Genomic DNA, 12,951 nt, shown 5'->3' with positions numbered 1-12,951 from the left:
CGCTCAGGAACACAAGAAAATGCGATCGCTTATTCAACTCTGCGCCTGGTGTTTGTTGGCATTGATAGCAAGCCAGCCGGCGCTTGCCGACGACCTGCGCAGTAACCGCGGAAACGATCCGTTTTTCCAGATTTCCAAAGCAATTCCTGAATGTCCAGTTCCTCTGGGACCGTTGGAGACGGAGCAGGAATGGGTAGGCGAAGCGCATTACCGGATCGAGCGCGGTAATAGCTGCTGGGTGGAGGGTCGGTGTCGTTTGTCGAATTCGTATCGCTACGATGCCGAGATAGCCGAAGCGGTTCAACGCCGGCTCAGCACGATCAATATCGCCACGCACTGGCGCGAACAATCATCGTTATGGCTGGTGCTGCAGCGCAGGTTTATCTACGTGCAAGGTTGTGTATCGCCCGCTTTCGACCGGGACAAATTCCTCTCCGAGTTGGCGAAAACGGCAGATGTCGACAAGGTTATCGACAACATGACCACCGATCCCAGGACGAAACCTTTACCGTATCCACCCTTGGCACCATAAAGTCGAAGACCAGGAAAGGAGGTGAGATGAAGGTCAAGCGAATAGTCGCCAACATTGGCACGCAGGACGTTACCCAGGCCCGCCGTTTCTATCAGGACGTGCTGGGTCTGGACGTGCTGATGGATCACGGCTGGATTCAGACTTTTGGTTCCGGGACAGTCATGAGCGTTCAGGTCAGCGTGGCCTCGGAAGGCGGATCCGGCACGCCGGTGCCGGACCTGTCGATTGAGGTGGATGACGTGGACGCCGCCTTCGATCGCATGAAAGAAGCCGGTTTCCCCATTGAATACGGACCCGTCGATGAACCCTGGGGCGTCCGACGTTTCTATGTCCGCGATCCGTTCGGCAAGCTCGTCAATGTTCTTGCGCATACCTGAACTGACCACCTTGGCGAGCGACCGCGGCCTTCAACATCGAACCGCAAACCTGGAAACCTAGTACCCCTGCGGCACATTCGACTTGTTCCCTGCCAGCGGTGAGCCATAACCACCACTTTGCGCGTTATTGGGCAAGCCATTGCTCAACTGCGCGCGCGGATCGGTCGGATTCAGGTTCATCTCACCCGCTTGCCGATTGCCGTGCGTCGGATATTCGCTGCCCAGCGGCGCGTTCGGCATCAATCTCGTGCTGTTAGCCGGTGCGTGCAAGTCGTCATTCGGACTCAAACCCGTGCTCGTGGTTTGCGCATAGACCGCTTGAGTGGCAAACGATGTAACGAGCACGGCTGCGCAAACCGATAAAACGCGTTTCAACCTAACGATGATGGTCATGACTGAACTCCCTGAGTAAGTGGGTTTTCGTGTCCTTGTCGTCTTGTCGCGTCAATCAGGCACGCGTTTTATCGTGTCGCTTTCTTAAGCTTAGCCGCGCGTTTGGGCCGGTCATCGATAATTTTTGTCCGGGTTTTGTTCTTCAGCTTTTTCCATTGCTTGCATTCGTCCCTGGTTCGCAAGCAACCCGTGCATAGCCCGGTTTTGCCATCGAATTTGCAGATATTGATGCAGGGCGACTCCACAGCCATTACAAATCCAGTGCGCGTACGCTTTATTTCAACGCCATAAATCTCGCACGATGCATGCCCGTGGGCCTAAAACATAATCTGGATGGGGACAATAGGCGCGCCCCGTGCTGTGCTTAAAAGGCAACCGGAGATCCGGCGATACCGGGTGCTAAGATTTGGAACACTTCGCTCGTTGCACTGTGCCCGACATACCGGCTTTTGCTTGACGACCATGCAGAAACCCCTTTTGTTTTCCACGCTAAGCCAGCTTGAATTCGAGCGGGCCGTGCTCGGGCGCGTCGTTGCAGGCATGCCGTTGCGCGAGGTGCTCGAGCATGTGGTGCATCGAGTGGAAAATCGCTCTGAACAGCCGTTGCGCGCCTCCGTGCTGCTCGTTGATGCCACAGGGAAGCGCCTGGTTCACGGCGCTGCGCCGAGTTTGCCCGATGAGTACAACCGCATCGTGGATGGCCTCGAATTCGGGCCGCTGATGGGGTCGTGCGGGGCGGCGGCGTTCCGCGGTGAGCCGGTGATTGTGGAAGATATCCAGACTGATCCGGTCTGGGCAGCGTTTCGCGATATTGCCCGGCAGTACGACCTGCGCGCCTGCTGGTCCATGCCCATACACGCGGCCGACGGCCGGCTGCTCGGTACCTTCGCCAACTATTACTCGGTTCCGAAAACGCCATCGCCGGAGGAACTGGACGACATCGCGCAAGTGGCGAGCGTGACAGCGCTCGCCATCGAGCGCCATGCGAGCGATCGGGCATTGCGCGAAAGCGAAGAGCGTCTGCGTATTGCGCAGCAGGCGGGCGGGATCGGCACCTTCGAGATATTTCCGCATGACGGGCGGTTGGCGGTGTCCGAAGAACTGTGCTGGCAATGGGGTTTGACGCCCCGTCATGAATACCGTCTCGACGACCTGCTGGAACTCGTGCATCCCGATGACCGCGAGCGCGTACGCGCCGGCCATCTCGACATGCCCGCTGGTGCGCTCGATTATCTGGAGTACCGGATTCGTCGCCCCGACAACGGCGAGGAGCGCTGGATGGCTCGCCGTGGCGAAGCGATTGAGGACAGTGCGGGCGGTTTGCGTTATCTCGGCGTGATTTACGACATCACCGGGCATAAGCGCTTTGAAGAACGCCTGCGTGTCAGCGAGACGCAATTGCGGCGCCTGAACGATTCGCTGGCCGCCGAAGTCGACGCCCGCACCCGCGAGCGCAACAGCATCTGGCGCAACTCGCGCGACCTGTTCATTGTCGCGAGCAGCGCGGGCGTGCTGCGCGCCGTCAATCCAGCCTGGACCGATATTCTCGGCTTCCGCGAGGACGAGCTGATCGGCAAATCGTTCGCGGAAATCGTTCATCCCGACGACGTGGAGGCCACCGAAGCCGCGCTGCTGTCGGCGGCCCGGTCGGGGCTGGTGCGGTTTGAGAATCGCAACCGTCACAAGGACGGCTCGTATCGATGGGTGTCGTGGGTTGCCGCGCCCGAAGGCGACGCGCTTTATGGCAACGGCCGCGACGTCACCAGCGAAAAGGAGACTCAGCGAGCGCTTCAGCAAACCGAGGAAGCGCTGCGCCAGGCGCAGAAAATGGAGGCGCTCGGGCAACTGACGGGCGGGATTGCGCACGATTTCAACAATCTCCTGCAAGGCATCACGGGGCCGCTCGAACTGATCCGCCGATACACCCAGCTCGGCCGGACAAACGACATCGACCGGTTCATTTCAATGGCGACCGGTGCGGCAAACCGGGCGGCATCGCTCACGCACCGGCTGTTGGCGTTTTCGCGGCGTCAGCCGCTCGACCCGAAGCCGGTGAACGCGGACGAGCTGCTGCATTCCATCGACGATCTGCTCAAGCGCACGATGGGCGAAGCGATCGATACGCGCGTGGTGCCGAACCCGCACCTCTGGCTCACGCGCTGCGACGTGAACCAGCTTGAAAATGCGCTGCTGAATTTCGCGATCAACGCGCGCGACGCCATGCCGGAAGGCGGCCGCCTGACGCTTGAAACCGGTAACGCGGAACTCGGCCACGACTTCGCCGCGCGCCATCCGGATGTAGCCCCGGGGTCCTACGTGGTGGTATCGGTGTCGGATACGGGTGCGGGCATGCCGGCCGACGTCAAGGCGCGCGCCTTCGACCCGTTCTACACGACCAAACCGCTGGGCCAGGGCACGGGGCTGGGTTTATCGATGGCTTACGGTTTTGCGAAGCAGTCGGGCGGGATTGCGACAATCGACAGCGCGCCCGACGCCGGCACCACGATCCGGCTGTATCTGCCGCGTTTTTCGGGCGATCCGGGCACGCAGGAAATTGCCGGCGAACTCAACGAGGCGCATCGTGCGGCCGGGCGGCACGCGATCCTGGTGGTGGAAGACGACGAGTCCGTGCGTGAGCTCGTGTGCGAGATCCTGCGTGATCTGGATTACCAGGTGCTCGAAGCGTTCGATGGCCCATCGGGATTGATCATCCTCAATTCGCCTGCGCGTATCGACTTGCTGGTGACCGACGTCGGGCTTCCCGGGCTGAACGGCCGGCAACTGGCGGACGCCGCGCGGGCGACGCGGCCCAGGCTGAGAGTGCTTTTCATGACGGGTTACGCTGAAGCGGCGACCCGCACGAATGGTTTCCTCGATACCGGCATGGAAATGATTACCAAGCCGTTCACGCTGGAATCCATGGCGAGCCGGATTCGCAGGATGGTCACGCTGGGCTTGACGGACGACTAACCCGGACGACTAGCCGTTACGGGGTGGCCCGTGCTCCTGTAAAGACTCACCTTTTTTGTTCCCGCAAAGGCTCACCTTTCGGCGCAAATGGCATGTCCCTTGCTCAGACATGTCGATGTTCCTTCGATACCCGAGCAGCCGGACACCGGCTCGTAGCACTCCAGAACCGGAAACGTGCGCCCGCACCGCAATCCTGCCCGGACCAGCGAGTGCGTTGCTGCCTTTGATCCGCACTGACCTTAACGTCCTGTATGTCCTTACCCCGTCACTAACGAGAACGATGTCATGAATCCAGATCCCGTGCCCCGTCGGCCGTCAACCACGGTCTTGCCGCCCGAAGGACCGGGTCTGCGGGCGCTGACATCGTTAATTACCGGTGTGGTCGTGATTTGCGTGTTGTATTTCGGCCGCGCGGTGCTGATTCCGATCATCCTCGCCGTTTTGTTGAGCTTTCTGGTCGCGCCGTTTGTCGACTTGCTGCGGCGGCTGAAGTTCGGACAGGTGCCATCGGTGATCGTGGCGGTGCTGGTGGCGTTGTCGGTGCTGACCGCTGTTGGCGCGCTGATCGGCGCCCAGGTGGCGCAACTGGCCGGCGACCTGCCGCAGTATCAGGTCGCGGTGGAGCGCAAGATCGACGCCGTGCAGCAGAGGACCATCGGCCGGGCCGATGCATTTCTGGGAAAAGCGGCTACGGCGCTCAAGCGTCTTTCGCCGAATCGCCAGGACGAGATTCGCAAGAACGAAGAGAATCCCGCGGCCTCGCCTATCGATTCCCCGATGCCGGTCGAAGTGCACGAACCGTCGCCATCGCCCGTGGAGCTGGCGCAGCGATTTCTATCACCGGTGATCAGTCCGCTGGAAACCACCGGCATCGTGCTGGTGGTCGCCATCTTCATCTTGTTGCAGCGAGAAGACCTGCGCGACCGGCTGATCCGGCTGTTCGGTTCGCGCGACCTGCATCGCGCGACTACCGCCATGGACGAAGCCGCCCGCCGGCTGTCGCGCTATTTCCTCGCGCAGCTCGGCATCAACATGGGCGTGGGCATTGTCATCTCGGTCGGGCTCGCGATCATCGGCGTACCCGGCGCGTTGCTGTTCGGCGTGCTCACCGGCTTGCTGCGTTTCGTGCCGTACGTGGGTACCTGGATCGCGGCGTTGCTGGCCGTGGTGTTCGCGGCGGCCGTCGGACCCGGCTGGTCGATGATGATCTGGACCATCGTCCTGTTCGGCGTCACCGACGTGGTCGCGGGGCAGGTGGTCGAACCGCTGCTGTATGGACACAGCACGGGGCTTTCGCCGTTCGCGGTGATTGTTGCGGCGATTTTCTGGAGCTGGATCTGGGGACCGATCGGGCTGGTTTTATCGACGCCGCTGACCTTGTGCCTGGTGATCCTGGGGCGGCATGTGGACCGGCTAGAATTCCTCGATGTGCTGTTCGGCGACCGTCCAGCGCTGACGCCGGCGGAGAATTTCTATCAGCGGCTGCTCGCCAACGATCCCGATGAAGCGCTCGTGCAAGCCGAGTCGCTGTTGAAGGAGCGCTCGCTCAGCGCGTATTACGACGAAGTCGCGCTGGAGGGTTTGCGAATCGCGCACAACGACGTGTTGCGCGGAGTCGTGACCGCGGACCAGTTGCGGCGCATCAACGAATCGGCGATGGACATTGTCGAAGGGCTCGAGGAAGTGGAGGACGTGGTGATGGCGGTCAGGCAGGAGCAGGACCCGCCGGCCAGCCTGGAGATGTCCGATAACGAAGCCGGCATCCTGCACGAAACGCCGCCATCTCACTTCGATGCCGCCCGCGAAGGCCATACGGCGTCCGTGCTGTGCATTGCCGGGCGCGGTGTGCTTGACGATCTGGCGGCGACTATCGCGGTGCAACTGTTCCGCAAGCATGGCCTGGGCGCGGATCTGGCGCCCTACGAGCGGTTTTCGCGCACGCGATTCGACGAGGTCGACTTGACGGGCGTATCGCTGATCTGCGTGATTTCGTTCGATGCCGCCGAATCGCCGCCGTATTTGCGCAATTTGCTGCGGCGCCTGCATCAGCGGGCGGCTGCAGCGGATCTGATCGTGGGATTGGTCCTGCCTGAGAGCGCGCTGGAAGGCGAGGCGGTGATTCGCAAGACCTCGGCGGCTACGTCGTTCAAGGAGTTGGTCGAGGCATGTGTGGCCGCGGCACGGCAGCAGTCCACCGACGGTGTTTCGTGGGAGGGGCTGAATCCGCCGGACGCGGTTGTGTCGGGAGAGGTTGAGAGCGCCAAGGGGAAGGCGCCCATCGTTCCGGTATTGCGGGGGGCTTGAGAGTTTCGTTCGCGCTGTGGGTGGCGGCTGCCGGCCCGTCATCCCGCGCGCGAACGAATCAAACCCTTTTAGCGGTTTCCGTCGAACAGGTCGTTCAACATCGTGTCGAACGCGGCTTGCGCTTCCTCCAGCTCCTGGAGCGCGGCATCGAAGGTCTGCAATGCCATCTGCGACGGCCGGCCATCACCTCCCGGCGGAAAGTGCCCCTGCAACGCCGTGAACGCGGTCTGCACCTGCCGCGTGGCATTGACGATGCGCTCCATCGCCCGCGCTTCTTCTGTTCGATTGTGTTCGGCCGTCATCAGAGTCTCCGTTCTACGAACCCCGATAGTACCAACGGTTGCCACGGCAGGCACGCGCTCCGCTCATCGCATGCTTCACTGCGACGTCCACCCGCCATCAATCTGCAGCGCTGCACCGCGCATTTCATCGGCGCCTTCCGAGCACAGGAACACGGCCAGCTTGCCGATCTGTTCCGGCGTGACAAACTGTTCCGACGGCTGTTTCTCTCCCAGCAACTTCGAGCGCGCCGCGTCCGGCGAAATGTTGTCGCGCGTCGCGATATCGTCGATCTGCTTTTGCACCAGCGGCGTCAGCACGAATCCCGGGCAGATCGCATTCACCGTCACGCCCGTGCGCGCGTTTTCGAGCGCAGCCACTTTCGTCAGGCCGACAATGCCGTGCTTGGCCGCCACGTAAGCCGATTTCCCCACCGAGCCGACCAGCCCATGTGCCGACGCAACGTTGATGACGCGGCCCCAGCCGTTGTCGCGCATCCGGGGCAGCGCCACGCGCATGGTATGAAATGCCGAGCTCAGGTTGATCGCGATAATCGCGTCCCACTTGTCGACGGGGAAGGTATCGATAGTCGCCACGTGCTGAATGCCCGCGTTGTTCACGAGCACATCAACGGCGCCGAATTGCTCGATGGCGAAGGCGACCATTGCTTCGATCTCAGCGGACTTCGACATGTCCGCGCCGTGATGCACGGCCTTCACGCCGTGCTGTTCAATTTGCGCGATGGCGCTTTGAATGACGGAGGCGTCACCGAAGCCGTTCAACACGAGATTCGCACCGGCAAGCGCCAGCGCGTTAGCGATTCCAAGGCCGATGCCGCTCGTCGATCCGGTGACGAGCGCGGTTTTACCGGCGAGCGGTGTTGCTGCGGATGAGGTCATGTGGGAAGTCCTGTGAGGGAGGAACGGGGAGGCAAAGCGGCTGCCGCAAAGTTTGCCAGATGCGGGTAAGGGACGTTGGTTTGCATCGACGGCTTTCAACGTACGCCGCCGATGCAAATACCAAAAGCCTTAAACCAGTCCAGTCGTGTAATACACCGCGATCACGAAAAACACGGCCAGCGTCTTGATGATCGTCACGGCGAAGATGTCGCGATACGACTCGCGGTGCGTCAGTCCGGTCACGGCCAGCAGCGTGATCACCGCGCCGTTATGCGGCAGCGTGTCCATGCCGCCACTCGCCATTGCTACCACGCGATGCAGCACGTCCAGCGGGATATGTGCCGCTTCCGCGCCTTTGATGAACGTATCGGACATGGCGGCCAGCGCGATGCTCATGCCACCCGACGCCGAACCCGTGATGCCTGCCAGCGAACTCACCGAGACAGCCGCGTTCACGAGCGGATTCGGGATGCTCTTGAGCGCATCGCTGACCACGATAAACCCCGGCAACGCCGCGATCACGCCGCCGAAGCCATACTCGGACGCGGTGTTCATCGCGGCGAGCAACGCACCGCCAACCGCCGCTTTCGTTCCCACTGCAAAGCGTTCGCGCACGCGACCGAAAGCGGTCAGCACAACCAGCAGAATGCCGAGCAGCAACGCGCCTTCCACGGCCCAGATCGCGACGACCGATTTGATCGGCGTGACGACGGGTGCGTGAACACCCGGCAGCACGTCGGCAGCCACCGAATAACTCGCGCCGTACCAGACCGGGATCAGCTTCGTCAGCACGAAGTTCGCGACGCCCACCAGCACCAGCGGCGCAACGGCGAGCAGCGGATTCGGCAGATGCGCGCTTTCCACGCGCTCCGGCTCGTTCACGAGCGACGTGCCGTAGCCTTCGCCCGTTGCCATGACTGAACGGCGGCGCCACTCGAGGAAAGTCAGCCCGACCACGACGATAAACAATGAGCCAATGGTGCCGAGCCACGGCGCGGCCCAACCGGTGGTCTTGAAGAAGGTCGTGGGAATGATGTTCTGGATCTGCGGCGTACCCGGCAGCGAATCCATGGTGAACGAGAACGCACCGAGCGCGATGGCGCCGGGCATCAGCCGCTTCGGGATATTGCTCTGCCGGTACATTTCGGCCGCGAACGGATAGACCGCGAACACGACCACGAACAGCGACACGCCGCCATAGGTGAGCAACGCGCACACCGCGACGATCACCGCATTGACGCGCGTCTTGCCGATGTATCGAATGGCGGCGGCCACGATCGATTCGGAGAATCCCGACAATTCCACCACTTTGCCGAACACGGCGCCGAGCAGGAACACGGGGAAATACAGCTTCACGAAGCCGACCATCTTTTCCATGAAGATGCCGGAGAACACCGGCGCGACGGCGGCGGGTTCGGTCAGAAGGACTGCTGCGAGCGCGGCAAGGGGCGCCACCAGGATCACGCTGTATCCGCGATACGCGGCCAGCATGAGAAACGCCAGGGCCGCGAGGATGATGATGAACGACATTAAGTCTCCGTTAGTTGTTGTGGTGTTGTAAATCAGGTGCGCCCTCTACGCAGCATTCATGCCAAGGACCCGGAAGCGTTACCCAGCAAGGGAATACGGGTCCAATGCGCTCCATGCGTCTTGAATAATGTCTACCTATCGAGACAAAATCGGGACAACGCCCTGACGCAAAATTCGCCCGAACGGCCGGTCACATAATGTTTGACAGCCATCTTGCCGGATTTCCACATTTCGAGATATCCTGTCTCCATATCGAGAAACCCCCGCGAGACACTGGATGCACAACGACTGGACGCATGTCCCCGTCGATTACAGCGACGTTTTGCGTCGCGCGATGGATTCGCTTTTCAAGACCTTCGAGAATTTCAGCGAAGGCACGTTTATCGTCGATAAAGAAGCGCGGGTTGTCTGGATCAACAAACGCTACGCGGCGCGCTTCGGGTTTTCGGACCCGCAAGAGGCGATCGGCCGCGATTGCGAAGCGGTGATTCCTAACAGCCTGATGCGCGAAGTCGTGACAACGGGCAAGCCGATCCTGCTCGATCTGCTGGAAACGGATCGCGAGCCGCTGGTTGTCACGCGCCTGCCGCTGAAGGACGATTTCGGCCAGACGGTCGGCGCAATCGGGTTTGCGCTCTTCGACGAAATGAAGGCCCTCACGCCGCTCTTTTCGCATTACTCGCGCATGCAGCAGGAACTGATCGCGACACGGCAATCGCTCGCGCAGGCGCGGCGCGCCAAATACACATTCGCGAGTTTCGTGGGGACGAGCGCCGCGAGCCTCGATGTCAAGCGCCAGGCGCGACGCGCGGCGCAGGTCGATTCGCCCGTGCTGCTGTCCGGCGAAACGGGCACGGGCAAGGAATTGCTGGCGCATGCGATTCACGGCGCATCCACGCGCGCGGCGCGGCCGCTCGTGACCGTGAACGTCGCGGCGATTCCGGACACCTTGCTGGAAGTGGAGTTTTTCGGCGCGGCGGCGGGCGCGTACACGGGCGCGGATCGCAAAGGCCGTGTGGGCAAGTTCGAACTGGCCGATGGCGGCACGCTCTTCCTCGATGAAATCGGCGACATGCCGCTCGTGCTGCAGGGCAAGTTGCTGCGCGTGTTGCAAGAGAAGGAGTTTGAACCGCTGGGATCGAATCGGATCGTGCGCACGGATGTCCGGATCATTGCGGCGACGTCGGCGGATTTGCCGGCGCTGGTCGCCAGCGGCCGGTTTCGCGCGGACTTGTTTTATCGGCTGAACGTGCTGTCCATTCACGCGCCGCCGTTGCGCGAGCGGGCGGGGGATATCGAGGCGCTGGTGTACGCCATGCTCGAAGAGCTTTCCGCCGATGCCCGCCCGCGTCACGCCGGCCAGTTCGTGCTCCACGACGACGCACTGCGCGTGCTCGCCGCGTATTCGTGGCCCGGCAACGTGCGCGAATTGCGCAACGTGCTGGAGCGCGCGGTGATGTTGTCGGACAGTGAACATATCGATGCCCGCGCGCTCGGCGCCTTCATGGGTACAGAGGCGTCGCCGGAATCCGCAGGCATGCCCGAAGAAACCGATACGACGTCCTACGCCGAAGCCATGACGGGCTTCGAAAAGCGTTTCCTCGCGGAAGCCCTGCGTGCAAGCGGCGGCCGCGTGGCCGAGGCGGCGCAGCGGATTGGCATTGGCCGGGCGACGATGTACAAGAAGATCGTTGCACTAGGCATAGACGTTTGAACCACGAGCAAAAAACATGAGCAAAGACACGAACAAGATGGTGTTATCCCGCGAGCATGAGGCGCTGGCTATCGACCAGTTGCAGCGGCTGGCGCAAGAACGCTTCGACGCGCGGCTTGGTCAGTTCGAGGCGAAGGAATGGCTTGATGAGTTATCGAAGATCATTGGCGCGCATTTCTACAACCAGGCACTCGCCGATGTAAAAGCGAAGATCGACGCCCGCGTCGAGATGATCGACAGCGACATCTGGGGGCTTCAAAAGTAGCGCGAACGTATCCGGAAAGATGCCCGGAGAGCGCAGGATCCGCGCTCTAAGGAGGCAAGCAGAAAGCTCCGCGTGGCATACTCGCGGAATCAATAAAAACAGCGTTAAAAGGGGTTCCGGATGAAGATTTCCAGCGTACGAGCATCGCGTTTTCTGGCGCTGTTGCCGCTTGCGGCTGCGGTGTCGGTATTGTCTGCGTGCAGCAGCGCGCCGCCGCTCTTTTCATCCGATGGCCGCCCGACCAGCATGATCCAGTGCCCGACTAACGGCGGCTGGAGTAATTGCCAGGAAAATGCCCGCGCATTGTGCGCAGGCAGTTACGACGTTCTCGATCAAAGCAGCGACGACGGCCAGAACAGCCTGTTGATCGCGTGCAGGGCGAAATAAGGCCCGCCCTTGTTTCATCCAGGCCAAGGCTCTAGTTCCGCGCCGGGTGCGCGGGCAGATTGAGCAGCAGGCGAATCAGATCGACCTGACGATTGGTCGCCGTCTTCTGATAGATCGCCTGCAACTGCTTGCGCACGGTGTCGTGCTGCACGCCGATTTTCCCGGCTATCTCCTTGGGCGTGCGCCCTTCCGCGATATGACAGGCCACGCGGCACTCCGCCGGCGTCAGGTCGAACGCGCTCGCGAGCAGATCGGGATCGACAATAGGCGGTGAATCCGGGTGATAGCACGTGATCAGCGCGGCATGCCCGCGGCTCATTGCGACCGGGTGATAAAACACATATAGCGCGTCTTGACCCGCAGGCTCCCCGTGGGGCTCTTCCGTCAGCCGACGCATTCGATACACCGGCGCCATGGCTGCCGCCGCGCCGCATTCATCCAGAATCCGCCGTTGCGCCGCGCCTTGCAATTCAAGCAATCCGTCGACAACCTGAATCAACCGGGTCCGTCCCAGCATCTGGGTGGCTGCGTCGTTAAAGCGGAGCACCTTCCCGTTCAGTGCGACGAGCATGGCCGGTTGGCGCCATTCATCGAGAAAGGGAACACGGGCGAAAAGCTCGGGCGTCGCGAAATAATGTGCGTCCTGAAGTTGTGCAGCGCGCGAAAGATGCGGCATCAGGCGATCGAGCCAGCGTGGCTCCGACTGAGTTAGCGCCTCCCCCTCCGATACAAACTCGCAGACCAGCGTGATCAGCAATTCGCTGGTATCGAGAATATGCCGGTTTGAAATATGTCCCGACGCGCTTATGTTCGCGGAATCAGCACGCTTCTGATCCGATCTGAAGCGCGCAAACGATTCAATTGAATTCTTCGCCACTTCCGCCGGCCGATATCCGGAGGTGTTGTAATAATCCGTATTCTCCGGATATCCCACATTTTCGGAATGCAAATTAGCAGGTTGCTTATTGCTGACGGTTATCCAGACTGCGCGGGCGCCAATCAAGCCGGCAATCGCAGTACATACAGCGTGCCACGCGCGAGGACGCGCAAGCGTTTCATATATCGCATTGACAGCCTGATCGTATTGGTCGCTTTCAAAAAGCATCCATTTCCTCCTGTCATGCGGATAATTTGCCGATCCGACACGCCGGCTTATTGCATTTTTACTGTTCCGCATTTGCGGAATATACAGCACCCCGCATGTTTCGATACTCTGCAGGAAGTCCTTCCACGGCCTGTGCTGCCTCCTTCCGGCGGCCCGGGCCGCGTATTGTTCGAACTCATGGCATCCAGTTTATGAC

Annotated in this window: 13 protein-coding genes; 7 read left to right on the top strand and 6 right to left on the bottom strand. The window is 61.2% G+C overall.

Annotation, left to right across the window (positions count from 1 at the left end):
- Window positions 1–19 precede the first annotated feature (19 nt).
- Both ACSQ8V_RS28710 and ACSQ8V_RS28705 read left to right on the top strand, forming a co-directional pair.
- Entirely contained in the window at window positions 20–532 is a 513-nt protein-coding gene (locus ACSQ8V_RS28710; protein ID WP_436207947.1) for a hypothetical protein, read from the top strand.
- 26 nt (window positions 533–558) lie between these two features.
- Complete coding sequence (locus ACSQ8V_RS28705) at window positions 559–909, top strand: VOC family protein (protein WP_436207946.1); 351 nt, start codon at window positions 559–561, stop codon at window positions 907–909.
- A gap of 57 nt (window positions 910–966) precedes the next feature.
- Here the strand turns inward: ACSQ8V_RS28705 and ACSQ8V_RS28700 are convergent, their stop codons facing one another.
- Together ACSQ8V_RS28700 and ACSQ8V_RS28695 are read right to left on the bottom strand one after the other, a co-directional pair.
- Complete coding sequence (locus tag ACSQ8V_RS28700; protein ID WP_213764314.1) at window positions 967–1,302, bottom strand: hypothetical protein; 336 nt, start codon at window positions 1,300–1,302, stop codon at window positions 967–969.
- 68 nt (window positions 1,303–1,370) lie between these two features.
- On the bottom strand, window positions 1,371–1,553 hold the full coding sequence (locus ACSQ8V_RS28695) for a DUF1289 domain-containing protein (RefSeq protein WP_213764313.1): 183 nt from the start codon (window positions 1,551–1,553) through the stop codon (window positions 1,371–1,373).
- 211 nt (window positions 1,554–1,764) lie between these two features.
- Here ACSQ8V_RS28695 and ACSQ8V_RS28690 point away from each other — a divergent pair, with 211 nt between their 5' ends.
- Together ACSQ8V_RS28690 and ACSQ8V_RS28685 are read left to right on the top strand one after the other, a co-directional pair.
- Window positions 1,765–4,272 carry a PAS domain-containing protein gene (locus ACSQ8V_RS28690; RefSeq protein WP_436207945.1) on the top strand — a complete coding sequence of 836 codons (2,508 nt, stop codon included), beginning with the start codon at window positions 1,765–1,767 and terminating at the stop codon, window positions 4,270–4,272.
- A gap of 285 nt (window positions 4,273–4,557) precedes the next feature.
- Window positions 4,558–6,576 (top strand): AI-2E family transporter, encoded by a 2,019-nt coding sequence (locus ACSQ8V_RS28685; RefSeq protein ID WP_213764311.1) that lies wholly within the window; start codon window positions 4,558–4,560, stop codon window positions 6,574–6,576.
- 68 nt (window positions 6,577–6,644) lie between these two features.
- Here ACSQ8V_RS28685 and ACSQ8V_RS28680 read toward each other — a convergent pair whose 3' ends face one another.
- The 3 genes from ACSQ8V_RS28680 to ACSQ8V_RS28670 form a co-directional block, all read right to left on the bottom strand.
- Window positions 6,645–6,878 (bottom strand): hypothetical protein, encoded by a 234-nt coding sequence (locus tag ACSQ8V_RS28680; RefSeq protein ID WP_158939805.1) that lies wholly within the window; start codon window positions 6,876–6,878, stop codon window positions 6,645–6,647.
- Between the two features lie 75 nt (window positions 6,879–6,953).
- Window positions 6,954–7,754 (bottom strand): 3-hydroxybutyrate dehydrogenase, encoded by an 801-nt coding sequence (locus ACSQ8V_RS28675; protein ID WP_436207944.1) that lies wholly within the window; start codon window positions 7,752–7,754, stop codon window positions 6,954–6,956.
- 129 nt (window positions 7,755–7,883) lie between these two features.
- Window positions 7,884–9,284, bottom strand: a complete 1,401-nt coding sequence (locus ACSQ8V_RS28670; RefSeq protein WP_436207943.1) for a GntP family permease — start codon at window positions 9,282–9,284, stop codon at window positions 7,884–7,886.
- A gap of 277 nt (window positions 9,285–9,561) precedes the next feature.
- Between ACSQ8V_RS28670 and ACSQ8V_RS28665 the strand changes: the two genes are divergently transcribed.
- From ACSQ8V_RS28665 to ACSQ8V_RS28655, 3 genes are all read left to right on the top strand, one after another.
- Entirely contained in the window at window positions 9,562–10,998 is a 1,437-nt protein-coding gene (locus ACSQ8V_RS28665) for a sigma-54 interaction domain-containing protein (protein ID WP_436207942.1), read from the top strand.
- 16 nt (window positions 10,999–11,014) lie between these two features.
- A complete protein-coding gene (locus tag ACSQ8V_RS28660; protein ID WP_213764307.1) occupies window positions 11,015–11,263 on the top strand; it encodes a DUF2164 domain-containing protein in 249 nt (82 codons plus the stop codon).
- Window positions 11,264–11,383: 120 nt separating this feature from the next.
- A complete protein-coding gene (locus ACSQ8V_RS28655) occupies window positions 11,384–11,650 on the top strand; it encodes a hypothetical protein (protein WP_436207941.1) in 267 nt (88 codons plus the stop codon).
- A gap of 31 nt (window positions 11,651–11,681) precedes the next feature.
- Here the strand turns inward: ACSQ8V_RS28655 and ACSQ8V_RS28650 are convergent, their stop codons facing one another.
- Window positions 11,682–12,755, bottom strand: coding sequence for a helix-turn-helix transcriptional regulator (locus tag ACSQ8V_RS28650; protein ID WP_436207940.1), 1,074 nt, complete (start codon window positions 12,753–12,755; stop codon window positions 11,682–11,684).
- Window positions 12,756–12,951: the final 196 nt, after the last annotated feature.

This window comes from Caballeronia sp. LjRoot31 (assembly GCF_964253885.1).
Taxonomy (GTDB): Bacteria; Pseudomonadota; Gammaproteobacteria; order Burkholderiales; family Burkholderiaceae; genus Caballeronia.
This window is presented reverse-complemented; position numbering and strand designations above follow the sequence as displayed.